The sequence below is a fragment of the Paenibacillus sp. FSL H7-0331 genome (assembly GCF_001956045.1).
In genome coordinates this window covers 92125-116468 of the sequence record NZ_MRTH01000004.1, presented here as the reverse complement: position 1 = coordinate 116468, position 24344 = coordinate 92125, and the positions used below count along the sequence as shown (strand labels likewise).

The following is a 24344-nucleotide window of genomic DNA, read 5'->3' as shown; positions in this document are numbered from 1 at the left end:
ACAAAGAGAATAAAAGGCGGTTGCTCATTCCGAATATCCGCATTCATATGAACTGATGAAGCGGTATGTCCTTCCATTCCATGCAAATTCGAACGATATCCTCCTCGACCAATTCCGAACCGGTCTGTACCTCGATAAGCTCCATATCAGTTATAGCCAGAATGCTGTGTTTGGTCCCTTCCGGAATACGGACTACATCACCCGCCTTCACTTGAAACGGCTTATCGTTGATCACAATGTTAGCAATGCCGCTAATGATGGTCCATACTTCACTTCGTTTATAGTGAAGCTGGTAGCTAATATTTTTACCTGCACAGACCATGATGCGTTTGGTCAATACTTCATTACCTTCTTTATATTTGATGTAGTCAACGACGCGGTACCGTCCCCATCTCCGTTCCTCGTACATCGGCCGCTGCTCAATATGATTCATAACTTCCTTAATTCTTGGACTTTCCACTTTGGAAGTGACCAATATGCCGTCTGGACTTGCAGCTACTACCACATCGTGCATGCCGATCACGGTAACTGGGATGTCCAGCTCATTGATCAGGTGTGTATTTACGGAGTCCTCCGTAATAATTCCAGTCCCGATCTGGGAGCAGCTCATTTCCTCTGTCAACGTATTCCAGGTGCCCAGATCCTTCCAGAATCCGCTATAGGGCAGCACGACTACATTGTCTTCCTTTTCTACGACCTCGTAATCAAAGCTGATTTTGGGCAGGTCTTTATACTGCTTGAGCATCTCCTCATACTGAATTGGAAGTCCTTTCTCAATCAGCACATTAATCAAGTAATCGAGACGGAATCCAAATACGCCGCAATTCCATAGAGCATGACGCTGGATTAAAGCTTCGGCCTGCGCACGGTCAGGTTTTTCCCTGAAATGACTGACCTGAAGTATATTCGGATCTGCAGCATGAGGCTCGGAGGGCACGATATAGCCATATTTCTCTGAAGGGACGCTTGGAACCACACCGATTAACGCCAGGTTGGCATCCGTCTGTTGAAGAACCTGCTCCAGTTGCTTGATAGCTTCGAAGAAAGCTTCATCTACATAAGGATCGACTGGCATGACGGTTATAACGGTATTAAGCGGAACGTTGCCCATCGAATACATGTATGTAGCCGTGAGCGCAATAGCAGCGAAGGTATCTCTCCTTTCGGGCTCGATAATGATCGGGACCTCGTTCCCAAGTTGGCTGGTCATCATATCCATTTGAGATCGGTTTGTAGCTACATAAGCGGAATCTGTCAAACCTGCGTTATTTAGCTGCCTCCATACTCTCTGTACCATAGATTCCATCTCATGGTTCGGACTTTCGAGTATTTTCAAAAACTGCTTGGATCTTGAATCGTTGGACAATGGCCAAAGCCGCTTACCCGAGCCTCCAGATAGAAGAACAAGTTTCATGAATGTCACTCTCCCTATGGTTATGATTAGTTAAGCCTATCCGACATGGACCTGAGAACGGAAAGCTGGTATAGGTTCAGGCCTTCCTATTGAATAATAATGAAGCCCTGCTCCTTCGATCTGCTCTTTACTGTACACATTTCTTCCATCAATAAGAATCGGTTGCTCCATCACATAGATTAACTGTGACAATGAAATCTCCTTGAATTCCTGCCAATCTGTCAGCAAGCACACGGCATCCGCATTTGCTGCAGCATCCAGCGCATTAGCGCACCACGTGATGGAAGGGTGGTCGAAGCTATCCTTGAATTTACCCATGGCGACAGGATCATAGAGCTTAAGCCGTGCACCCAAGCCGATCAAAGCTTCAATAATTTCAATCGAAGGCGCTTCGCGGATGTCATCTGTGTTCGGTTTGAAAGATAAGCCCCATATCCCTATCACGGTGTTATTCAGTTGTCCGAGCGACTGCTTCAACTTCTCAATCATTTTGTATCTTTGCGCCTTATTGACTTCTACCACCGACTTCAAAAGCTGGAATTCATAATTAACATTACCCGCAATTTGGATTAATGCCTTGGTATCTTTAGGAAAGCATGATCCTCCGTAGCCGATTCCGGCATTCAAGAACGACGGGCCAATTCTGGGATCTTTCCCCATTCCTAGAGCGACCTCCGTTACATTAGCCCCCACCTTTTCACAAATATTTGATATTTCATTGATAAATGATATTTTCGTTGCCAGAAATGCATTGGAAGCATATTTGATCATTTCCGCGCTGCGAATATCCGTGACGAAGATCTGGTCCGTGAAGCTGCTGTGCAACTCCACCATGGTTGCTTCTAACTCCCGGTTATCCAGCCCGATCACAATCCGGTCAGGATGAAGCGTGTCCTGTATAGCCGAGCCTTCCCGTAAAAACTCTGGTATGGAGACAATATCAAACGGTTGGTCCGTTTGCCCCGCTATGATCTGGCGTATTTTCTCATTCGTTCCAACGGGGACGGTGCTTTTCGTAGCGACGATTTTCCGGCCGTTCATGGCTCTACCTATTTCGCCTGCTGCTTGTTCAATATACTGCAAATTGGCTTCACCGCTTGGCAGGGAGGGAGTGCCTACCGCTATAATAATAAGCTCGGATTGCCGTACCGCTTCGATCAAGTTGGATGAAAACTTCAAACGTTCGGCTTGTACATTGCGCTCCATAAATGTTTCGATTCCTGGCTCGTAGATGGGGGAAGCTAGATTTCGTAAAGCCTCAATTTTATTTATATCCTGATCGACACAAGTAACGTGATTGCCCATTTCTGCAAAGCATATTCCCGAAACAAGTCCGACATAACCGGTTCCAATTACAGCGATATCCATTCTGTCACCGTCCCTCTCTGAATTTTTCATAAGCTTTACCTATATAATTTTTGAAATTCACCATGAATGCCTTCTCATCGAACTTCCGAGCGTGGTTGACGATTTGCTGTACATCCCAAGCGTGATTTTCGACTTCATTTATAGCAGCATCCAGATCATCGATTTCTTGACGTTTGAAGAAAATCCCGTTCAGCTTCGGCATGATGGTATCAAGTGCGCCTCCAGACTGATAAGCGATAACCGGCCTTCCTGCAGCATTGGCTTCAAGCGGCGTAATGCCAAAATCCTCCTCACCGGGAAAGATCAATGCTCTGCACTCGGCCATCAGCTTCGTAACGTCCCCATCCTCCAGCCTGCCGAGAAATTTCACATTACTTTTAGCCAGCTGACGCAGCCGCCCAAGATCGGGCCCTTCTCCGACGATATACAAAGGAAGTCCATTGCGGCTGAACGTCTCCACGGCCAGATCAATCCGTTTATAGGACACAAGCCGGGAAACAATCAAATAATAGTTCCCGATTGTCGCAGAGCTGTGAAACCTCGATGTATTGATCGGAGGAAAAATAACGTCCGAGTCCCGGTTATAATAATTTTGAATCCTGTTTTTCACAACAGATGAATTGGCAACGAATTGATTTACGTTCTTTGACGTCCTTTGATCCCAAGTTTTAAGCTGCTGCATGTAGATCTTCAAAAGCTGCTTCAGCACATTGGATTTGGACTGTCTTTGCATGTAAGTGTCATAGTCCCATGCAAACCGCATTGGCGTATGGCAGTAACAAAGATGGAAAGTCTCCTTCGGCACTTGAATACTTTTCATGAATGCGCTGCTGGAGCTGAGCACCATATCAAATTCACGGAAGTCGAAATCCCTAATCGCAAATGGGTAAAGGGGAAGCATTCCCTTGAAGTTATTTGCCCCTCCTGGCATTTTTTGAAGCCAGGAGGCACGTATATCCGCATCCTTAAGTGCGTCAAGCAGCCCATTGCTGCTAAAAACCGTGGTGAAAATAGGCGCCTGCGGATACATATGATGAAAGACCTCTACGACTCTTTCGGCACCGCCCATTTGAATCAAATAATCATGCGCTATTGCTATTTTCATTTGATCCATCCTTTTTCCCCATGGTTTAGTTAAATATTGGAAATTAATCCTTCATAGTAGTTTGTGATTTGGGTAACGGTTCGTTCAATGACAAAATGCTCCTGCACACGTTTCCTGCCATTCTCACTCATTCTGCGTCTTTCTTCCGGATTCCCCAGCAGCTCACGGATCGAGCGGGCAAGCAGAGCGGGATCTCCAGGTGTGATAAGCAGTCCTGTTTCGCCATGTACGACAGTTTCAGTGGGTCCACCCTCATTAGAGGCAATAACCGGCAGCCCTGCTGCCATCCCTTCCACGATCACTTGCCCGAAAGGTTCAGGTGTAATTGAGGTGTGGACGAGAAGGTCAGCCTGCTGCATCAATTCCTGAATATGCTCGACATGCCCGAGCAAGGTTACATTCGTTAGCCCGTATACTTCAATCTGACGAAAAAGCTCCTCCTTATAAGCATCCTCTCCAAAAAGTGCATCGCCAGCGAGCCAGAACTGGACATGCTGGTCAGGCAAGAACGACCTGGCCGCCTCCAGTAAAATATGCTGGCCTTTCCATTCGGCAAGACGCCCAACGAGCAACACAGTGAACTTCGGCTTCAGCACAGTTACGCCCGGTATTGGGTTGATAGCCTTGGCAAAGGAAGAATAGACGACCAATGTTTTCTTTGATTTCGGCAGCTTCAAAGCATTTAGAGTAGAATTGGAATTGGCAATGACACCGTTAGGCAGTATACGTGACAACAACCGGATGGTCTTCGCTACGACGGGCTTCAAATAGGGCTCGCCGATGTGGTCCCTGATGTGCCAGATCAATGGAATTCCAGCTAATTTCGCTGCAACCGCACCATAAAATGCTGATTTCAAGGAATTTGTATGAACGCAGACGACCTGCTCTTCCTTCAGAATCCGGGCAAGCCCTCTTCCGTAGGACAGTAATTGAAAGGCTGCGGAGACAATCTGCATATTGACGGCGTTCCGGTTGCGGTTCCTGACTTTCTCATTCATGGTGATGACACGAACCTGGATTCCCTTTTCCCTCAGTCTGTCGGCCAGGACGCCTTCCTCCGCCAAAATGACCAACGGCTCCACATGGCTGCCCAGATGGGTCAAAATATTATAAAGGGCAACCTCTCCGCCACTCCATCTGGCAGTATGATCAATGTACGCTACTCTTAACATCCGTATCATGCCTCCCTTTCCGTGTGCTCGGTGTCCATAAATTGCGATCCCGGCTGTCGGTGCTTCGATACTTGTCAAGTACTGTTTCAAAAACAGCTTCCACCTGGTTCGTTACATGCTCCCACGTATAGTTGTCCAGAATGTGATTCCTGCATTGTTCAGCGGTAGGCCAATGCTGCTTATGCTTCAGTAAACGAATGATCCCTTCTGCGATATCGCTGCTCTTCTCACTCTTGAACAGCATTTCGGGGCGGAACTTCTCTAATATTTCCCGACTACCCCCAACAGGCGTTGCTGTAACGGGAAGTCCTGAGGCCATGGCTTCGACGGTAATCAATCCGAAGCCTTCCAACGATTGGGTAGGAACTACGAACAAATCAGCGGCCTGATAATATCTGGGAAGATCGCTGTCAGGGATGTAACCAAGCAATCGAACTTTGCCTTCGAGACCGTACTCCGCGATTCGGCTTTCCAATTGCTCCTTTAGCGGCCCCCTCCCTCCTATCAAGAGCACAGTATCAGGAAAGTGCTGGACAACTTCCTTCCATGCATCGAGCAATTGCAGCAAGCCCATTCGATTAACAAGCCTTCTTACCGTCAGCACCGTTGTGCCATCTTCCGCTAAGCCAAGACTTCTCCGGACCTCCCTGCGGTCCTCGGACGGCTGAAACCGTCGTATATCAGCCGCACCGGCAATTATGAATATCTTGTCAAATGGAATCCCATATTGATGGTGCAAAACGTCACGGAAGGTTTCACTCAATACGATGAAAGCATCCGCAAGCCTATAGGCCTTCATTTCCATCGACTTGGCGATCCATGCTTTGATACGGTGCGTTAGGCCCCCCCCTTCAGCACGTATTTCCTCGCTCCATGGACCGTGAAACGCCATAACTACCGGAATATTTCGCTTCCTGGCTTCTTCGGCGGCCCCCACGCCATATGGTGCAAAATGCGAATACAGGATGTCAATCTCCTGCTCATCCATCAGCTTGGCTGCATACGTGCGGAACATGCTCCGCCTCTTCCCGAGTTTCATATCAGGATCAGTAATGCTGGTAACGCGCATTCCCTCTCTAACCTTTGGGTTATCCTTGCTGCATACCAGAGCATGCAGCTTACTCCGGTCTGAAAGATTTTCGCAGATATTCTTAAAGTAGGTATTCAATCCACCCGCCTGGGAAGACGGCCAGCCCATCCCGATAGACAGAATTTGCAGCTTATTGGATGGCATATTTCTTTCCCTCCTTTAGCGGTTCTTCTTCATGTCGATGTTTCACCTTGCTGTGAACAAGAGCACTTTCATAGTGCTTTAAGCAAACCAGAAACTCGTACATCGCCCAGAATATAGCAACGGCAAGACCGGGGACACCTTTTTTGTACAATCCCTGAATCACATATTTTTGTATAAAACGCGCCGGAGGACGGTACAGCAATCGAATCCATCTAAACGGCTTCCCCGCAATAACGGCCTCCTCCGCCTCTAAATCGGTATATTTGTTAAACCTGGCAACATGATCGTTAATGCTGCGGAAACCGTAGTGCCATAATGTCCCTTGTAAATTCATAACCTGTGTATTCGATACATCCGGTATTTCATGAACCAGGCTGTCTTTATATTGAACGTTGTTTCGATTATATAAACGAACCAGACGTTCCCCCTTCCCCATCCAACGACCCAAAAAATCTCCGATTCGAAAGACAGCATAAGCTATTTTCCCATCCGATAAATCTCTCTTTCTCTCCAGAATGGACTTGGCTAAAAGCTCGCTCACCACCTCATCGGTATCGATGACGAATATCCAATCATGTGATGCCCGTTCGCTCCCATAAATACGCTGCTTGGCATAACCAGGCCAAAGATTCTGATATACCTTGCAGCCTAATTGCTCGGAGACTCGAATGGTACCGTCCTTGCTCCCTCCGTCAACCACGACGATCTCATCAGCGAAAGCTTTGCAGGAAGCTATAGCGCCGGCAATCCTTGATTCATCATCCTGGGCAATAATGACCGCAGATATGAGATACTTCCCTGCAGAAGCACAATGGTCGATCATCGGATTTACACCTCCTTTATTCCCTTGATTCAGCAGACTTGTTCGCTTTATACGCAGATAACGCTGATATTAACCAACGCACATCTTCCCTCGTAATCAGAAGCCACGGGATCTTCATCTTCAAGGTAAATCGTACGTTGATTAGAATGAACAGAAAACGGATTAATACGGACGACAGCATCGCAATCCCTGCGCCGGTAAGTCCAAGCTTTGGAACGAGCAGCATCAGCATCGGAATGACGAGCAGCAGTCCAAGCCCCTGAAGAATCGTGACAACCTTCGGTTTACCAAGCGCCATGAAAGCTTGGGCCAGAACCATCGTTCCACCGGATATGGAAACTTCCAGCAGAAGCAGTCTGAACACGCCGAGCGCCTCCCTAAATTCATTACCATACAGCAGGGTCAGGACATAAGGCGCAATGACCATAATGGCTGCCGATACCATGATGGCGATACAGGTACTAATGCGAAATACACGGAAGGTCAACTGTACCACTTCATCCTTCGGTAAGCCGGATGCTTTGGGAAACAGCACCGCGATAATCGAAGTGGAGAAGACGTTGACCACCCGCGAGAGGCTGACTGCAACCGCGTAAAGCCCCAATTGTGCTGGGTTCAATAGCCCAACTATGACAATCTGATCAATATAATAAGAAAGATTACCCATTAAATCGTTACCGTAAGAGCCAATCCCATAACTAATTAACTGCTTGAAGGTTTGAAAAACATCCTTCAAGATGATTTGATAGGCTTGAATTAAACGCAGTGTCGTCCATATATAGAAAGGAACCGCCGGAGCCAAATACGCGACTGCCGATGTATAAGCATGCATAGTTCCCGACAAGATCAGAACACCCAAGCAGGCTAGCGTACTTAATGGAATCAGAAACCGCAGCCGGTTGTACAGCTTGTATTCTCCCCTCACTTGCATCATCGCATTGTTGATTTGAGAGAGAACGATCAAGGGAACAAAGAGCATCGACCATTGTGAGAACAGCACGACATTATGGGAGTAAGAATTGAGCCAATAGGGCAGAAAGATAATTCCCGCAGCCATGGCTATAGTCCCCGCAGCTAGCCCCATCCACAATGCAGTCGTATATAGCTTGGCAGCATCCTGTATGTTCTTTTTGACGTTATAAATTAATGCTGAAGGAATACCAAAAGTAAAGCTGAAGGCGAGAAACTGTGACCATAACACCATGGCCGTCTGTTCGCCTCGTCCAGACGGTCCCAGAAAGCGTGCGGTTAAAATACCCGTAAGCATATTAATTCCTAATATCAAAATACTGAAGAGCATCGTTCTGATTGTATTAGCCATATTACTCTTACTGGACAATAGTGCTTTAAGTAAACCGAATATCGGCCTAATCCGGACTAACTTTAAGTTGATCTGCTGCTGCATCCGGGCTTCGCCTCCTTCCCTGTGTTATGGCTTTATGCGCCACGATCCCTATACCCACCATCTTCCACAGCAGAAAGCCCCTCAAACCCGTATAGCCATTCTCAAACATCAAGCTCGCTATGCTGCCAATTATGGAGGCAACCGCCATACTTCTATATGATAAAAATCCAGCCATTCCCTCACTTCGTGTAATTAGATATTTGACCATCAGTGTCAGCCCTCGGAAGAATAGAAACCCTCCAATAATACCGAATGTAAGAAAGACAGCGACGAACCCATTATCGAATATGCCAAATTCACCAAGCGCGCCCCCATTGTCCAATTTCGTTCCGACTCCTATACTTCCGAGTCCTAATCCTTGCGGTTGGCTGAGCATCATAGGGAAAACCGTATGAAAAAAATCCAATCGTTCGTTGTAGGAATGGTCGTCCTGGATGGCCGTCATCGTTTCCAGCCTGGCGATAAGCACCTGAGCACCTGGCAGCTTCGGGATAATCCAGTACATAGCGGTCACTGCCACCCCTATTTGAGTTAGCAGCTTCCATTTATGCGTTCCCGATGAGAGCATCGTATAAACAGCAATATCGATGAATAGCAGCAGCCATGCCGAGCGAACAAGCGTGATGAGTAAGCCTACGGCTACCAGCAGGATACCTATCCAACCCAAGGCTCCGCGCCATCGTTTCTCCAGAATCATCGGTGCAAGCGCAGTTCCCATAAACATACCGGCAGGTCCCGGTGAATTAAGAGTGGAAAATACACGTATTTCCAGCGGATAGGGCCTGCCTATCGAGCTCATTTCCACATGATTCATCCAAAAAGCATCCCATGGCGGTACAGTCATATACTGGATAATTCCGTAAACCGCAACCAGAATCGCTATATTGGAGAAGGTGATAAGCAATCGGTCCAAATCTTTCTTTTCAAATGGAGCAACGGCAAAGTACGGAATTAACAGCATCGGAATCAGGTAGTTGACCAAATCGTAAAGGGTACCCGTCCCGTTCTTGGTAAGACCGATTACACATCCGTAGAGCAAAGCCAAAGACAGGAATAAAAGCACTTTGCGAATGGGTGAGTCGATTTTGTGTACATTGGCGAGAACCGGAATAATGAGAACAGCGCTTGTAAGAAGCGGTGCCAGACTTAACATCGAAACGGAATGATAGGAGCCTTCAAGCCAATCCTCGATTCTTCTAATCTCAGGGCATATGGCCCAGACAAGCAAAATATAAGGGACAATCTTGCGTGATTCAAGCAATGCCATAACGAAGGCCGGGAACAAAATCACTGACAAGATTGCAATCTCTGTACTGATGGCATGACTCATGTTTGCGCTGGAAAAGCCAATAATGATAGAAACAAGCAATGCAGCACATACCCATAAACCAACGACAGCCGCATTATTCATGAAGGGATATGAATACAGATCTTTTATCGTTCTCATAAGCCCTCCGTCTTGTACGTATTGACAAGTCTTCTCTTCTTCCATAATGCAAGCAAGCCGTATACCAGTATACCGATCAACACACCTGCCGTATCAAGAACAATATCCTGCGGTCTGGGCCCGCGATCGATCGCGTACAACTGGTGAAATTCGTCCGTCACAGCAAAACAGACCGATAGCAAGACTGTAATGATCATGGCATTGGGAAGGCGAAGCTTTGTCGTATACCGGATACCTCTAAGCAAGCTTATGCTCAGCAGGAAATATTCGATGACATGGGCAAGTTTACGGATCATAAACTCAAGTACTCCACCCGGTCCGTCTTTATTGCCATCAATCGTTAGTGAGCCGTATTGGATCTTGATGTTAGATAAATAATCGCTCAAGATGGTACTATGCACCACATACGTTAGCTGCGTCTTGATCGTCTGCTGCTCGTAGGATTGGGAGGAAAGGACGAATATGACAGCCATCACGATAAGGGCAGGAACCCAAATAGTAGTCATCCTCCGGGTATTCCAGCCGAATGATTCATCATTCATTACGCTCCCCTCCGTTTCAGCTTGAATTGCTTCCTGAACTCCTTCCATACCATAACGATAAACATAGAATCATCGACCAAATAACGTTTCCACAGTCTTTTTGGCTCCTGCACGAGTCTCCAAAACCATTCAAATCCTGTTTTTTGCATAATATCGGGAGCTCTTTTGACCGAGCCAGAAATGAAGTCAAAGGTAGCCCCAACTCCAATAGAAACCGGAACCTGATAATTCAAGTAGTGCTGGTATATCCATTTCTCCTGCTTAGGAGCGCCTACGCCAACAAATACAATATCCGGCTTCGCCTCAATCAGCATCTGTACGATATGCCGGTTCTCCTCTTCTTTGTTCTCAAAGCCGTATGAAGGCGAATAACAGCCGACGATATTCATACCCGGAAATAAGGATTTAAGGTTTCTCATCGCTTGTTCTGGAATTCCAGCTGCCGATCCCAGGAAAAACAAGCGGTATTGCCTATCTTCAAAAGCTTCTCCCAGTTTTTCAAACAGATCGGCACCGGATACTTTCTGCTTCAACGGCTTCTTTAGCACCTTCGAGGCCCATATAATCGGCATTCCGTCTGCAACAATCGCTCCGGCATTTGAATATACCTTTTGAAATTCGGTATCCTTTCTAAGCTTGATCAAATGATCGACATTGCAGGTTAAAATGTAGGAATGTTTGTTTTGGCGAATTACTTCATCAATGAATCCCAGCAGATCCATAAAATCATAATTATCAAAATTGACATTAAACATATTCACTCTACTCATGGGATCACATCTTCTTTTTTGGGGATTATCCTGGATAGCAGATACAGGCAGTTCAAGTACCAACAGAACGGAATAATGAATTGAACGGTAGACAATGTATTATCCGAAAAGGAATACAGGAAGAACCCGAATATAAATGCCAAATAATAAACCTTTATGCTGGGAGCTAGAGTCCGGTAAATCAAAGCAAATACGATCAGCAGAGACAGAAATAGTAGTCCGCATCCGATGTAGCCGGAATCGTAGTAGAAGCGAATATATTCATTATGCGGAACGACAAATCCCTTATATAAGCTTCCGTCATTTGCAACCGTAACGGAGCCAAGCCCTCTGCCTGCCATCGGAGAATCTTCCACTCCTTTCAGGAAGAATGCCCAGGCCTCGGTTCTGCCAGATAAGTCAATTCCTGTACCTGTTTGACGTTCAAAGGAACGCTTTGTCATATTGTCCCACTGCACATACACAGCTGCCGCAAGCAAGGCTACGGAACAAACAAGCGGAATAATCAGCATAACCTTGCCTTTGACATATTGTCTGACGATATCAAAGAAGTAATACGCAACCATAGCCAGCATGGCTAGTATCGGACCGCGCGTTCCTGTTGCAATTAGCACTGCAAAATTAGCGGCTAACGTAAAATAAAAAAACGTCGCTTTATCCGGATTGCGTTTCGTTTCAATCAGAGCAATCGTAATTCCCAAAAAAGCCAGCATCGCCAAGTGCGGTGCAATATTCGCTCCCTGCACCCTGACAGCTCCTGTGAACTCGACATCAAGGAAAGAATACAGATGTGCGAGCTGAAGGACGAGTCCTGCTGCAACGCTTACCAGAGGAAGCAGGCAGATGATTTGAATATGCCGCTGCGCCATCTCCTTCTTCCACTGGATCAGCAGAAAGACGAACGGCAGCGCGAGTCCGATAAAAGCTTTCAGCGACAAAGAAGCGCTTAGTCTCGGGTGCCATTCCGAGAAAAAAAAAGTTAGAAACAGCATGGCTGCAAACGTAAGAATGGGATACACAAATTTCAAGCGAATACCGTTTTGAAGCATACAAGGGATAAGCAGCACCAGGATCCCAAGCTTATACAACGAGATAATTTCAATACCGAACACATCTGCATCAATAATATAATTGACTGATATGGCCGTAGACAGCAGTACCGGATAGCTGATTCGTGCCGGGTTATGAACGGTAACAGCCAGCAGGAGAAGGAGAGCTACTCCAAAGATACTTAAGACGGGCTGGTAAACCGCTGCGATTCCAGTTATCCATGCAGTGGATACATAAGCAGTTGTGACATATACCGGCTTTTTCAAATGTAGATGAAGGTCCGTCATAGGCAACCCTCACCTGACCAGCGGCGTATTTCCGCGTCTCCTTAGCATATCGAGCGTACCGCGTATACTTTCCAGCCTGCATTTGATCAGCAACCTGCTACCTTCATTACGGGCGAATAGAGAAGCAGCGATAATGTAGAGCATTTTACCTGCCAACGTACCGAGAAGGCTAACCTTACTCCCAAAGCCACTATGCATACATGCATTTGAAATCCCTTGATAATAGTACCTTTGTTGAATCCATTCCCGGGTCAACCGACTGGCAGGGATAAAATGAACGACAGCCATCCCCGGATGATAAAGGATCGTTTTGCCTTCTTTTTTCATTTTATCGAATATCCAGGATTCCTCGCCTGACAGCAGCATGCTTCCTTTTCGGCCAAGATTCGTTGGGAACGAATGGTTTTTAAAAAAAGAACAGCGGATTGCCATATTGGCTCCATACGGATGACGTTTCGGCGGGTACTCCCTCACTGCGCTGCCCATATCCACAATCGTATACGGTAATTCAAGCGATTTAATCAACCAGTCAGGGCGGTCGCTTTCAAAGTTAGGGCGAATAATGCCTCCAAGCGCATAAACGTCCTGCCTGCTTTCGAATACGGCAATAATCGTGCTGATCCATTCGGAGCAGGGGATAGCGTCATCATCCAGAAATGCGATAATAGGTCCGTTCGCCGCCTGAATCCCTTTATTTCGCGCTGCAGACAGTCCTTGACTGGGCTCGAAGTAATAACCCACCTCCACATTACCCGTATTGCGCTTCATATATGACTCCGCAACGCTGCGTGTATGGTCGGTGGAATTATTGTCCACAATAATCACCTCAGCCCTATCGAGACTGGACAAGCCCTGCAGGGAGTCTAAGGTTACACGCAGCAAATCAGCCCGATTATATGTGCATATAACGATGGAGACATGCGGCTGTTGGTTATTAGGCACCATGGATTTGCTCCCCTCCCCTGTCTTTTACTGATTAAAAGGCATCTTTAGAGCCCAGTAGTACAAATACGGTTTTAAATATAATTTTCAAGTCAAACCCTATACTGCGTTTTTTGATATAGTTCAAATCCAGCTCGACCATTTGCTTGAAGCTTACGCTGCTTCTTCCGCTTACTTGCCAGAGGCCCGTGCAACCTGGCGTTACTGCCAGCCTTTTTTTATCGTAATTCGTGTATTCTTGAACTTCGCTTGGAAGTGCAGGACGCGGTCCGACCAAGCTCATATCGCCTATCAATACATTCCATAATTGGGGAAGCTCATCGATGCTCGTTTTGCGTAAAAACCTGCCTGCACGAGTGACTCTCGGGTCGTTTTTCATCTTGAACATCGCACCGCTGACTTCATTCTGAGCCTTCAATTGCTCCTTTAATTGTTCAGCATTGGACACCATGGATCTGAATTTGTACATTGGAAACTGTACCTCGTCCTTACCGACCCGATTTTGCTTGAAGAAAATTTTTCCCTTCGGGTCCTCTATCTTGATCCATGCAGCTACAAGGACCAATAAGGGGAGTAGGAACATGATTCCGCATAAGGATAAGCTTATATCAAGCATACGTTTTATAAACAGATATGCAGCGTAGCTCTTCTCCTTGTGGGCTACATTGCCATAATATCTCTTGTGCGGTACAGCATAATCATAATCCTCCCGCAGTTCTCGCAAACCCATTGTCCCTACCTCCTTTAAGATCCAGTATGGACGGATACTGTTCTGTGATGAGCATGGAAGCCATGGCATCCAACACCGGGTGACGAAGATCCTTACTTTGCAGAGCAAAGCTTAGTGTAGTGAGAATGTAACCGAGTCGTTCGCCTACGTCAAAACGAATTCCGTCAAATTGATAGGCGAGCACCTGCTCGATTTGATTCAGCTTTTGAATGGCGTCCGTTAATTGAATTTCTCCGCCTGCCCCCTGCTCTTGAAGCTCCAAAAACTCAAAGATTTTGGGGGAAAATACGTAACGGCCCATAATCGCCAAATTGGAGGGAGCCGTTCCAGGCTCAGGCTTTTCCACAAAGTCATTCACCTGATACAACCGATCCTGCTGTCTACCGGGATTAATAATACCGTATCGGTGGGTCATATCTGATGGTACTTTCTGAACACCTATAACTGAATTTTCGGAGCTCTCATATTGGTCAATAAGCTGTTTCAAGCAAGGAACCTTGCTAGTGACGATATCATCACCAAGCAGTACACCGAACGGCTCATTCCCAATGAATCTCCTTGCGCACCAGACTGCATGTCCCAAGCCTTTCGGCTCCTTCTGCCGGATGTAATGGATTTCCACTTTGGCGGAACGCTGTATTTCCCTCAACATTTCCAGCTTGCCGGTTTCGAGTAGCTTGCTCTCCAACTCAAAAGCGTTGTCGAAATGGTCCTCAATCGCTCGTTTCCCTTTACCAGTCACAATAATAATATCTTCGATCCCAGACTCAATTGCTTCTTCCACGATATACTGGATAGTTGGCTTGTTGATGATCGGAAGCATTTCTTTGGGCATTGCCTTCGTAGCTGGCAAGAACCGTGTTCCTAATCCTGCTGCAGGAATAATTGCTTTCTTCACTTTTTTCATCTCTCTTATCCTCCTATCGATTTGTGGAAGCTCACTCTTATTTGTTTATGATCATACCCAGCATCCTGGCTCCTGACTGTTCAAGCCTTTCCTTGGCTTGTTTGGCCCACTCACGTTTAGTCCTGTCTTGTTTGACAACCAGCATGATACCATCGCTGTACTCTGCCAGCAGCCCGGCATCTGTAAAATCCAATACGGACGGCGAGTCCAGAAGAACCACATCGTATTGCTGTTTTAAATGTTCCAACAGCTCCGCCATTCTTGGGGAACCCAGCAGCTCCGAAGGGTTAGGTGGCTGCCCTCCTGACGTAATCAGATGCAGATTGGGAAGGGCGGCCTTGGAGGTGCAGCCTTGAACAGGAGAAGCCGACTTTAGATATTGGGCAAGTCCAGCATCACTCGGCAACCCGTATATCGCGTGTAAAGAAGGCTGGCGTAAATTACAATCGACGACAATGACCTTCTGACCGTCCTGTGCAAAGGTGACGGCAAGATTGGATAAGGTGGTCGTCTTACCTTCCTGTGCTTTAGGAGATGCAATCATGAGGACGATTCCCTCGCCCGACTTTTTAAGTCTCTTGTGCCTAATTGAAGTACGTAAAGACCGATAAGATTCGGCAACGGCAGAGTTTGGATCAGTCTCAGTGACAAGTACATTACTTAACAGTGACATAAGTTTGATCACTCACCTCTTCGCTCATGTTTTTAGATCGTTTTCGTTTGTTGGTTTTCTTTATCGTTCCAATCGTTGCAAGAACCGGCAAACCTACATAATGCTCAGCTTCTTTTTCGGAACGAAGGGTGTCATTTATATTTTCCAGGAAGAATACCACACCGAGAGCCGCCATCGCAGAAAGAATGAAACTGACGGCGAGATTCATCGCGATACTGGCATTTTCCGGAGCAGGCAGTTTACCCAGATTAGCGGGAGAAAGAATCTTGACATTGTTCACATTCATTAAGCTTGGTACTTCGTCTATAAAGGTTTGTGCTATTTCGTTGGCAATCAAAACCGCCTTACCATAATTGCTGTCTTCCACTTCAATTTTGATGAGGTTCGTTTTATCGACGGAGCTTACTTTCAGTTTCTTGTCCAATTGCTCTCTTGTCAGCTGCAGTTCAGGGTGGTTAGCAATTAACGTTTCAGTAATCGTGTTTGATTTAATGATCTCCTTGTAGCTTTCGATCAGATTTAGATTCATGTTGACATCATTAAGGCTGATAGATTCAGAGTCCTTCATGACACTGTTGACCAGCAGTTGGTTAGTTGCAACATACACAGGCTGGACGAACGTCTTACTGACGTAGTAAGTCATTACACAAGAGAGCAGAACAAACAGTGCAATCAACCATAGTTTTTTTCGAACTATGATGAAGTAATCAAGTATCGTTTTCTCCATGTCATCCTCCCGAATCATAACTATCGATTATTTTTGTTCAAAGTCGAGAATTCTGCTTATAGATAAATCTTATAGTAACTCTGAGACTTTGGGTATTACCCGATGTTATGATTTTTGCAAGTATTTTGTGCAGGGTCGCCCCCCTCTATTTAATATCTGAAAAGTATACTTTTGTACCAGATGAGCATCGGCAGCATGGAGGTGCTGCGAAAGCAGACCCTTCTTCCAATTGCTGTTGCAACTGGTGTATAGCAAATAAGAAAACCTCTATCGAGGCCTTTCAAAGATGAGCGACCGCGGTTCAGAGGTAGGTTTTCTTGAAACATAAGAATCCTTCAGCTCCGCTGAAAACTTATAAATTCTTATGTTATCAAAAAACCTCCCAACAGGACTTAGCCTGTAGGAGGTAGAATAGGGTGCACCTGAATCTTATGAGAAATAGTATTACTGGAAGTTTTGATGCATGGAGCCTGCAGTGTCCATAGAAAAGTTAACAAGTCCTCTGGAATGTGCATATAAAGCAGCCTGAGTGCGGTCATTCAAGTTCAACTTACTTAAGATTTGGCTTACGTGTTTTTTAACGGTAAATTCAGTGACTATCAGTTTATCCGCTATGCCGTTGTTAGACAACCCTTCTCCGAGGCCAATGAGAACTTCACGCTCTTTGGGAGTTAGTTTATGCAAGTCATTGTCGTCATCTCTTTTGAACAAAATCTCCATCAGACCTGGGTCATAATATTTCTTGCCTTTGAAAATAAGCTTAATAGCCAATAACAATTCTTCAGGAAGCGCTTCTTTCAGCACATACCCTTCCGCACCAGCAGCCTCGGCCCTTCTAACGTCCACCTCCATCATCGAAGAAGTCAGGATCATGCAACGGCAGGATGAATCCTTTAACTGCTCAACAACCTCAAATCCTGATCGGTTGCCCAGCTTAATATCCACAATAGCCAAGTCAGGCTTGGTTTCTTCGATCAACTCCATCGCTTCTTCAACCATTTCAGATTCTCCCATAATTTCGATATCGTGTTCAAGAGTCAGTACCGCCGACAATCCTCTTCTTACCAACGGATGATCATCTACAATAACAATCTTCATACTCAAGCACCTACTTTCGCATATTGGAAAATCTATTGGTCTTTATACGCAGCCTCTACTTCATTCAATTTCTTTTTTCGTAATAATCGATAGGCATTATGACTAGGATTTGAGTACCCATTCCTTGGTTGCTGCTAATTTCAATAGTTCCGCCTAATGACTGCACAAGAAACTTCATGTTACTGACTCCAAGCCCGTTAAGCTTCGGATCGGATAGTCGCCCGAATACATCAAAGCCATCTCCGTTATCATTCACAACCAGCTTGGCTTCACCCGTCGCTAGAATCAACTCTACTTCAATGGAACTGCTGTATCCGTGCCGAATGGCATTACCGGCCGCTTCGGAAATAATCCTGAATAAGGCCTTCTGATGATTAACAGGCAGACGATGCTCGTCCCCTGTTACCTTCATACGGATTTCTACCGTATGCAGCTTGGACAAGCTATCCAGATGGGATGTGACCGTACTAACCCAAAAGGAACTACCGTTTTTTCTGGAGCTTAGACTATAAATGGACGAGCGAAGTTCTTGTGAAGCGATATTGGATGATTCCAGAATGAGCTGTAGCTGCTCCTTCAATTGCTTTTCCGGGATGTTTGGCCATTGTCGAATTAAAGAATGTGTGGCATACACAATACCGAACATATGCTGTGATACGCTATCATGCATTTCAGCAGCGATCCTGTTCTGTTCCTCAATAATGATCAATTGATTCTCGATGCGCTCAAGCTGATGCCTTTCGAGAACGATGGCACATAGCTCAGATAGGAAATAAAGCTGCTGAACGAACCAGTGTTTTCCTTCCTCCTGAGAATAAGCTTCCATCTTGATACCGAGCACTCCCCAGAATCTTGTCGTAGATTTGACCGGCATAATCAGATATTCACCGTGAAAAAACAGGTTGACTAACGATGGGCTATCCTGGCTTTGAAACTCCTTCAATCTTGATTCCATTGCGAAACCTATCGACGCCTCGATTTCACTGCCTGTGGTTCCGTGGACAATTAATCTCTCATCATCTTCATTGGCGTTTGAATCCCAAAAAAAAGCCATTTTCTGGTCGGTCAACCTTAACGCAAACTCAGTAAAAATCTTTCTTAGGTTGCCTGATTCGCTTTGGGCTGCTGCTTCTACGATTTGATATAGAGACTTGATATGCCATAACGTCTCGTTGGTCCGTGTATTCGCCCTCTCCAGCTTGTTCTTCACATCGGTTAATACATGAATGAAAAATGCCATATGCAGGAGCATCAAGTAAAAGTAGCTGTTGTCCATTAAAAAGGTCCCAATCGATTCATAGTCGCCGCCAGATATGTAATAAAAGAATGATGTAGCAAGCAGCAAGTACCCCAGCAGCAATAAACAGCCGTAAGCAGCAGAGATATAGCTGGCCGCGATTAACGATGGATTCATGACGCACCATAGAAATGGGCTGTCGATTCCGCCTGTGAATAGCAGTTGAAGAAGCATCCCCACCATTTCCAGACATAAAATTGACTTGAACATCCATGAGGATTTCTCGATCCTTCTGTAAATATCAGTAATCCCTTTTGCAAAAATAAACAACGCCACAATCATACTCAACTTAAACATGAATGGCGGATCCCTGTCCCCTAATAAATAAATCAGAGAAGTAAGTAAGAGTGAACAGTACCGAAAGAAATAAATTACGCGGTCCTCTTTGACCGCAATTGCTTTCACCAGCATCACCATCCCTTGTGTCCTGTTTGCTAACATTCAATTATACAAATACTAAGAACATTGGGCGATCTGATGAATTTGTTAAATCTCCCCTTTCTAACTATTCATTGCAACACTTATGTAGAGACTTCAATGATAGTTACCCAAAAACCAGTTTTTGAAACATATAAAATGACAAAAATGAACAACCAGATTTTAACTATAAACTCTTATACAATTCGCATTTTCGATTATTTTTTGTGTCCTTTATCACAAAAATGAGTCTTTTTTGGGTGACTGGCCCTACATTTTCAGAAAATGTGTACCTAATATTTACCATTGGTCATGTACCGTTAACTTTTTTTCAGGATCATTCAGCCTCTTTCCAAAACATGCAGTACTATTTGCTCTCCTACCAAAGTCTGACTTTTTCCTATCTGTTTTCGATAAAAATATTTATAAAAAGACAAAAAAAACTCAAAAGAGTTGTTGACTCTGCCTGGGGATGACACTTTAACTAACATTAAGTATAAGATATTATGCCAATGGGGATCGAGCCAATTCTCTCCAGATCGTAATGAGGCAAGCTTTCTTCGAGAGAGAGTTTGTCTTCTTTTTTTATCCGTGAGGACATCGAAAGTATACCCGAATTCGACTATTTGCTACGTTCGGATAATAGAATGCGCTAAAGCAAGATGGTACCCTTAATGTTATCGTAAATTGTTAATAAATTGTAAATGAAATTTGAAATGGGGGTATCTTCATCTCTAATGTATACGGTGACGCTTAACATGGCTGGTCATGAACATATTCAAAAAATTGGATCGAAAGCGCTGCAGCTTGCAAAATTGACAGGACAAAACGTTAAAGTTCCAGGTGGTTTCGTCATTACTTCGAATGCATTGGAACGTTTTCTGGAAGCAAACGGTCTGCGGACCCCCGAGCTCATAGTGGATTTCGAAAATAGGCTAATCGAGGCACGGCTGCCAGAGGATGTTTATCACGAAGTAGCAGCATCCTTTGAGTCCATGCGTGGCCAGTCTGGGAGTGAAATGATGGCTGTTGCGGTGCGTTCCTCGTCTTCCGCGGAGGATCTGGAGGAGGCCTCGTTTGCGGGGCAGTACGAGACGATTTTGAATGTAACTGACCTGAAGCACTTGCTGAATAGCCTGAAACGTTGCTGGGCCTCTCTCTTTTCCGCAAGGGTGCGGGATTACGCGCAGCAAAAAAATGTGAGTTCCGATATGGGCAGCTTTCCTATGGGCGTATTGGTGCAGCAGATGGTGCAAGCGGACGTATCGGGTGTAATTTTCAGCATGAATCCTGTGACGCACAATGAGGACGAGATTATCATTAATGCAAGCTACGGCTTGGGTGAGGCGATCGTTTCCGGTCTGGTCACACCCGATTCTTATGTCATAGGCAAAACCGACGGGCACATAGAGAAAGAGTTGGGATTGAAGGAAGTTAAAATCGTAGCTGCCGACAAAGGAACGGTAGAGCTCACAACAACGGAAGAGGAGCAAAATCGCTTCTGTCTATCCGACGAACATATCGCCGAGTTGGCGGAGCAGACACATAAAATTGAAGCTTTCTACGGGATGCCAGTTGATATTGAGTTCGCGATAAAAGACAGACATATTTACATTTTACAGGCAAGACCGGTTACTACGTAACTACAGTCTGGCAAAATCACAACTAAATTGGAGGGATAGCAACAGTATGGCTATTACAAAAACGTTTCGAAGTGATCTTATGCTACAGGAGGAAGATATAAAACAGGGGTTTTGGGTCCAGGATGACGTTCACCTGTCGCATGCGCTGACGCCGTTGTTCGCCTCATTTATGGTTCCGGCGGTGACGGAAGGCACAAAGGTGGCTTTCGAAAATCTGAAGATGCCCTTGTCCCAATTTCGTTATAAACTGGCTGACGGTCGAATTTATCAGTATACCGTTCCTTATCCAGGCGACCTGCAGAAGCGATTGGGAGAGCATAAGGAAACCATGGGATCGATCCTTCCGATGTTGAATCAGCACCTGAAAAACTATGTGGATCAAGTATTTTTGCCGTTCTACTGGAGTCTGGACGGAGACAGCAAGCGTGCATTAACAGTGGGGGAAGCGAAGGAGAAACTGCTTGGGTTGTTCGATTTTTACCGCAAGGCCTGGCAGCTGCACTTTGAGATTGTCCTTCCGCGTACCGCCTTTATGGCTTTGGAGCAAATGTACGGCCAACTAACAGGAAGTGCTGATACAGTAGTCGTATACGATATGCTAGCGGGGGTCATGAACAAATCGCTCGAAACCGACAGAGAGCTGTGGAAGCTAGCAGATTGGGCTAAGCAGTCTCCGGTACTGGTGGCCGCTTTTGCCGAGGAAGCAACGGAAGTGGGCTACAAGGTGCGGATCGAACAAACAGAGGAAGGCCTTGCGCTGCTGAAACGCCTTCAGGATGTTTTGGAGATATATGGGCAACGCTCAACCAATTCTCACGAGTTTAACGATGAAACTTGGGCCGAGAACCCGGAATACGCACTGCGCATTATCGCCAGGTATATCAAGAAGGATTATGACTTCGACCGTGAATTTGCGGAGACCGTGCGGCAGAGAGAAGCCAAGGCGGAGGAAGTGATCGCAGGCCTCCCGGAAGTGGAATTGAAGCAGACCTTCGTTAGAATGTATCAATGGGCGTTGGATAGCTGGGGCTTGGATGAGGACCATCATTTCTACATCGATGCCATGCTCCCTGCTAAATCACGGCAATTTCTGTTGAAGGTAGGCAGGTTGCTGGTGGACCAAGGAGTCTTGGAAGACAAAAGTGATATTTTCTTCCTCTATCTCGATGAACTTTTGGCTATGCTGTCCGAACCGACGCCGCTGCATGCTCAGATTGAGCAAAGAAAAATGGAGTTTGAAGTGAACAAACAGAAGCAGCCGGCACCTTTCTACGGGACACCGCCCGAAGTGCCGATGGATCCGGCCCTGGAGCGGATCTTCGGTGGAAAACCACCTGAAATTCAAGAACAGACGTTTACCGGTTATGCTGCTTCCCAGGGAACCTATACAGGTATGGTTAAAGTGGTTCGCAGACCGGAGGACTTTTCCAAGATACAGCAGGGAGATGTACTGGTCTGCAAGACGACGACCCCGCCATGGACAGTGCTGTTTTCTATTGTGGGAGCAATTGTGACCGATGCCGGCGGAATTTTATCCCATGCGGGCACGGTGGCCAGGGAATACAAGCTTCCGGCCGTTGTGGGCTCAAAGGTCGCAACGTCTCTGCTAAAGGATGGCGACATCGTTACGGTGGACGGTACCAAGGGAGTGGTCCATTTTGGACAGCAGTCCTAGTTATCGGCTCAGCCTGCTGTCCATCTTGACGGGAACGTTTCTCGTTCCCGTCAACTCCACAATGATCGCCGTGGGTCTGCCGACGATAGCCGGCATGCTGGGCGTGAGTCTGGCGCAAGCCTCGTGGGTGATTACAATTTACCTCATCGTCATGGCTGCTATTCAGCCTATTGCAGGTAAAATGGGCGATTTGTACGGCAAACGGACCATGTTTCTGCTGGGCATGATGCTCTTTCTGATCGCTTCGGCGGCGTGCATGTTTTCGTTCAGTCTGCTATGGCTTATCATGTTTCGGGCGGTACAGGCACTAGGTGGTGCAATAGCGGCCCCGAACGCAACCGCCTTGATACGCGACGTCGTTCCCAGAGAAAGGCTCGGTAAGACGTTCGGAACATTCGGCCTGTTGATGGGCCTCGGGGCCGCGATCGGTCCGCTGGCCGGTTCTATACTGATCGGTGAAATAGGATGGACCTCGATATTTTGGATCAACATCCCGTTCGCCCTCCTTAGCCTGGTGATGGCTTGGGTTTATCTTCCACGCACACTCCCTCGGAGCGGCGAAGCGACCCTTGATATTTTGGGGGCGCTTTATATGGCAGCTGGCTTTATCTTGCTGACCCTGGTTGTGACACATCGCGAATTTTTCAATGCGTGGACCGCCGTCGCGCTGGCGCTCATCACGATGCTTTTCATTCATCGGGAAAGGCGCTGCAAGGCTCCCTTGATCCAGTTTTCACTGTTCAGGAACCGAATGTTCAGCAGCGCGAATATAGCGATCCTGTTAAGTAACGCGATCATGTACAGCACTATTCTGGTTATGCCCGTACTGCTACAGACGGTCTATCAGTATTCCATGCAGACGGTGGGGATGCTGCTGTTTGTTTTCTCCCTGTCCATGTCGGCCTGTTCCTGGATCGGTGGCTCGCTGACCGATCGGCTCGGGAAAAGACGTCTCGTGCTGCTGTCCTTCGCAGTCTCGGCGGTAGCTCTGCTCGGTTACTTAGGCATTTACCTCTACCCGAATATCCCTTATATAGCGGCCGGTTTACTGGTCGGCGGGATCGGTTCGGGTATGGGGACACCGTCCATGCAGGCCGCTTCACTGCAGTCGGTATCCAAGGAGATGTCCGGCCTTGCCTCGGGCATCTTTTCCACGTCCCGCTATATCGGCGGCATGGCGGCTTCCGTGATGGTCAGCGTGCTGCCGGATTTTCATGTGCTGTTTTACTGCCTGCTTATTTTGGCGGCGGTGGGTCTACCGCTGTCCGGTGGCCTGGCGGAACGGTCCGGCAGCTCGGCGAAAGCCAATTAGATGGGGCCAATTGACGAATGTTTCATCTCCCCGCTGTTTCTTTTCTTTTTAATGATCTCACGCATGACAATGAAGGCATATGCACCTTCACGTAAACGTCTTTGTGTCTAAATTCCATAAATTACCTAATTTTATTACCTCCAGATTCGTACTTTTTAACCCTGAATCGTGCGTATATTACTATGACGATCAACGAGCATAAACGAGATTTTACCTCATGCTCGGTTATGACCGTGAGTAGCGGTTGACGCTTTTCAGAAGGCTTCTTAGGAGTAGACCATTACGGGTCATATCCGAAATATATGT

The 24344-nt window shown here is 46.3% G+C and carries 21 protein-coding genes; 3 read left to right on the top strand and 18 right to left on the bottom strand.

The window, feature by feature from the left end; translation table 11 throughout:
* Nucleotides 1-43: 43 nt before the first annotated feature.
* From BK127_RS07405 to BK127_RS07320, 18 genes are all read right to left on the bottom strand, one after another.
* Entirely contained in the window at nucleotides 44-1414 is a 1371-nt protein-coding gene (locus BK127_RS07405) for a sugar phosphate nucleotidyltransferase (RefSeq protein WP_076229387.1), read from the bottom strand.
* A 36-nt stretch (nucleotides 1415-1450) separates the two neighbouring features.
* On the bottom strand, nucleotides 1451-2782 hold the full coding sequence (locus BK127_RS07400; RefSeq protein WP_076229386.1) for a UDP-glucose dehydrogenase family protein: 1332 nt from the start codon (nucleotides 2780-2782) through the stop codon (nucleotides 1451-1453).
* A gap of 4 nt (nucleotides 2783-2786) precedes the next feature.
* On the bottom strand, nucleotides 2787-3887 hold the full coding sequence (locus tag BK127_RS07395; protein WP_076229628.1) for a glycosyltransferase: 1101 nt from the start codon (nucleotides 3885-3887) through the stop codon (nucleotides 2787-2789).
* Between the two features lie 29 nt (nucleotides 3888-3916).
* The gene (locus tag BK127_RS07390) at nucleotides 3917-5059 is read right to left on the bottom strand and encodes a glycosyltransferase family 4 protein (RefSeq protein ID WP_076229385.1); all 1143 of its coding nucleotides are present in this window, start codon (nucleotides 5057-5059) and stop codon (nucleotides 3917-3919) included.
* Nucleotides 5037-6293 (bottom strand): glycosyltransferase family 4 protein, encoded by a 1257-nt coding sequence (locus tag BK127_RS07385; protein WP_076229384.1) that lies wholly within the window; start codon nucleotides 6291-6293, stop codon nucleotides 5037-5039. The genes BK127_RS07390 and BK127_RS07385 overlap by 23 nt, the downstream gene beginning before the upstream one ends.
* Complete coding sequence (locus BK127_RS07380; RefSeq protein ID WP_144026399.1) at nucleotides 6280-7116, bottom strand: glycosyltransferase family 2 protein; 837 nt, start codon at nucleotides 7114-7116, stop codon at nucleotides 6280-6282. The genes BK127_RS07385 and BK127_RS07380 overlap by 14 nt, the downstream gene beginning before the upstream one ends.
* A gap of 16 nt (nucleotides 7117-7132) precedes the next feature.
* Nucleotides 7133-8521, bottom strand: coding sequence for a lipopolysaccharide biosynthesis protein (locus BK127_RS07375; RefSeq protein WP_083689140.1), 1389 nt, complete (start codon nucleotides 8519-8521; stop codon nucleotides 7133-7135).
* Nucleotides 8484-9968, bottom strand: a complete 1485-nt coding sequence (locus BK127_RS07370) for an O-antigen ligase family protein (RefSeq protein ID WP_076229383.1) — start codon at nucleotides 9966-9968, stop codon at nucleotides 8484-8486. Before BK127_RS07370 ends, BK127_RS07375 begins: the two co-directional genes overlap by 38 nt.
* A complete protein-coding gene (locus BK127_RS07365; RefSeq protein WP_076229382.1) occupies nucleotides 9965-10510 on the bottom strand; it encodes a VanZ family protein in 546 nt (181 codons plus the stop codon). The genes BK127_RS07370 and BK127_RS07365 overlap by 4 nt, the downstream gene beginning before the upstream one ends.
* Nucleotides 10510-11280 (bottom strand): WecB/TagA/CpsF family glycosyltransferase, encoded by a 771-nt coding sequence (locus BK127_RS07360; protein WP_076229381.1) that lies wholly within the window; start codon nucleotides 11278-11280, stop codon nucleotides 10510-10512. Before BK127_RS07360 ends, BK127_RS07365 begins: the two co-directional genes overlap by 1 nt.
* Entirely contained in the window at nucleotides 11277-12617 is a 1341-nt protein-coding gene (locus BK127_RS07355) for an O-antigen ligase family protein (protein WP_076229380.1), read from the bottom strand. The genes BK127_RS07360 and BK127_RS07355 overlap by 4 nt, the downstream gene beginning before the upstream one ends.
* Before the next feature lie 9 nt (nucleotides 12618-12626).
* Nucleotides 12627-13562, bottom strand: a complete 936-nt coding sequence (locus BK127_RS07350) for a glycosyltransferase (protein WP_076229379.1) — start codon at nucleotides 13560-13562, stop codon at nucleotides 12627-12629.
* Between the two features lie 31 nt (nucleotides 13563-13593).
* A complete protein-coding gene (locus tag BK127_RS07345; protein ID WP_076229378.1) occupies nucleotides 13594-14289 on the bottom strand; it encodes a sugar transferase in 696 nt (231 codons plus the stop codon).
* Nucleotides 14258-15196: a UTP--glucose-1-phosphate uridylyltransferase GalU gene (gene galU / locus BK127_RS07340; protein WP_076229377.1), complete on the bottom strand. Its 939-nt coding sequence runs from the start codon at nucleotides 15194-15196 to the stop codon at nucleotides 14258-14260. Before galU ends, BK127_RS07345 begins: the two co-directional genes overlap by 32 nt.
* Before the next feature lie 37 nt (nucleotides 15197-15233).
* On the bottom strand, nucleotides 15234-15869 hold the full coding sequence (locus tag BK127_RS07335) for a CpsD/CapB family tyrosine-protein kinase (protein WP_076229376.1): 636 nt from the start codon (nucleotides 15867-15869) through the stop codon (nucleotides 15234-15236).
* Entirely contained in the window at nucleotides 15853-16596 is a 744-nt protein-coding gene (locus tag BK127_RS07330; RefSeq protein ID WP_076229375.1) for a YveK family protein, read from the bottom strand. The genes BK127_RS07335 and BK127_RS07330 overlap by 17 nt, the downstream gene beginning before the upstream one ends.
* Nucleotides 16597-17040: 444 nt before the next feature.
* The gene (locus BK127_RS07325; RefSeq protein ID WP_076229374.1) at nucleotides 17041-17694 is read right to left on the bottom strand and encodes a response regulator; all 654 of its coding nucleotides are present in this window, start codon (nucleotides 17692-17694) and stop codon (nucleotides 17041-17043) included.
* Between the two features lie 64 nt (nucleotides 17695-17758).
* Complete coding sequence (locus BK127_RS07320) at nucleotides 17759-19288, bottom strand: sensor histidine kinase (RefSeq protein ID WP_179097413.1); 1530 nt, start codon at nucleotides 19286-19288, stop codon at nucleotides 17759-17761.
* A gap of 824 nt (nucleotides 19289-20112) precedes the next feature.
* Between BK127_RS07320 and BK127_RS07315 the strand changes: the two genes are divergently transcribed.
* From BK127_RS07315 to BK127_RS07305, 3 genes are read left to right on the top strand one after another with little or no spacing between them, the layout of a single operon-like run.
* Nucleotides 20113-21051, top strand: coding sequence for a PEP/pyruvate-binding domain-containing protein (locus tag BK127_RS07315; RefSeq protein ID WP_083689138.1), 939 nt, complete (start codon nucleotides 20113-20115; stop codon nucleotides 21049-21051).
* A gap of 46 nt (nucleotides 21052-21097) precedes the next feature.
* Entirely contained in the window at nucleotides 21098-22726 is a 1629-nt protein-coding gene (locus tag BK127_RS07310; protein WP_076229372.1) for a PEP-utilizing enzyme, read from the top strand.
* Entirely contained in the window at nucleotides 22710-24038 is a 1329-nt protein-coding gene (locus tag BK127_RS07305; protein WP_076229371.1) for an MFS transporter, read from the top strand. The genes BK127_RS07310 and BK127_RS07305 overlap by 17 nt, the downstream gene beginning before the upstream one ends.
* The last annotated feature ends 306 nt before the right edge of the window (nucleotides 24039-24344 follow it).

Coding starts and splice junctions, on each gene's coding strand:
- BK127_RS07405 (WP_076229387.1), bottom strand. CDS start 1,414: ATGAAACTTGTTCTTCTATCTGGAGGCTCGGGTAAGCGGCTTTGGCCA.
- BK127_RS07400 (WP_076229386.1), bottom strand. CDS start 2,782: ATGGATATCGCTGTAATTGGAACCGGTTATGTCGGACTTGTTTCGGGA.
- BK127_RS07395 (WP_076229628.1), bottom strand. CDS start 3,887: ATGAAAATAGCAATAGCGCATGATTATTTGATTCAAATGGGCGGTGCC.
- BK127_RS07390 (WP_076229385.1), bottom strand. CDS start 5,059: ATGTTAAGAGTAGCGTACATTGATCATACTGCCAGATGGAGTGGCGGA.
- BK127_RS07385 (WP_076229384.1), bottom strand. CDS start 6,293: ATGCCATCCAATAAGCTGCAAATTCTGTCTATCGGGATGGGCTGGCCG.
- BK127_RS07380 (WP_144026399.1), bottom strand. CDS start 7,116: ATGATCGACCATTGTGCTTCTGCAGGGAAGTATCTCATATCTGCGGTC.
- BK127_RS07375 (WP_083689140.1), bottom strand. CDS start 8,521: ATGCAGCAGCAGATCAACTTAAAGTTAGTCCGGATTAGGCCGATATTC.
- BK127_RS07370 (WP_076229383.1), bottom strand. CDS start 9,968: ATGAGAACGATAAAAGATCTGTATTCATATCCCTTCATGAATAATGCG.
- BK127_RS07365 (WP_076229382.1), bottom strand. CDS start 10,510: ATGAATGATGAATCATTCGGCTGGAATACCCGGAGGATGACTACTATT.
- BK127_RS07360 (WP_076229381.1), bottom strand. CDS start 11,280: ATGAGTAGAGTGAATATGTTTAATGTCAATTTTGATAATTATGATTTT.
- BK127_RS07355 (WP_076229380.1), bottom strand. CDS start 12,617: ATGACGGACCTTCATCTACATTTGAAAAAGCCGGTATATGTCACAACT.
- BK127_RS07350 (WP_076229379.1), bottom strand. CDS start 13,562: ATGGTGCCTAATAACCAACAGCCGCATGTCTCCATCGTTATATGCACA.
- BK127_RS07345 (WP_076229378.1), bottom strand. CDS start 14,289: ATGGGTTTGCGAGAACTGCGGGAGGATTATGATTATGCTGTACCGCAC.
- galU (WP_076229377.1), bottom strand. CDS start 15,196: ATGAAAAAAGTGAAGAAAGCAATTATTCCTGCAGCAGGATTAGGAACA.
- BK127_RS07335 (WP_076229376.1), bottom strand. CDS start 15,869: ATGTCACTGTTAAGTAATGTACTTGTCACTGAGACTGATCCAAACTCT.
- BK127_RS07330 (WP_076229375.1), bottom strand. CDS start 16,596: ATGGAGAAAACGATACTTGATTACTTCATCATAGTTCGAAAAAAACTA.
- BK127_RS07325 (WP_076229374.1), bottom strand. CDS start 17,694: ATGAAGATTGTTATTGTAGATGATCATCCGTTGGTAAGAAGAGGATTG.
- BK127_RS07320 (WP_179097413.1), bottom strand. CDS start 19,288: ATGTTTAAGTTGAGTATGATTGTGGCGTTGTTTATTTTTGCAAAAGGG.
- BK127_RS07315 (WP_083689138.1), top strand. CDS start 20,113: ATGAAATTTGAAATGGGGGTATCTTCATCTCTAATGTATACGGTGACG.
- BK127_RS07310 (WP_076229372.1), top strand. CDS start 21,098: ATGGCTATTACAAAAACGTTTCGAAGTGATCTTATGCTACAGGAGGAA.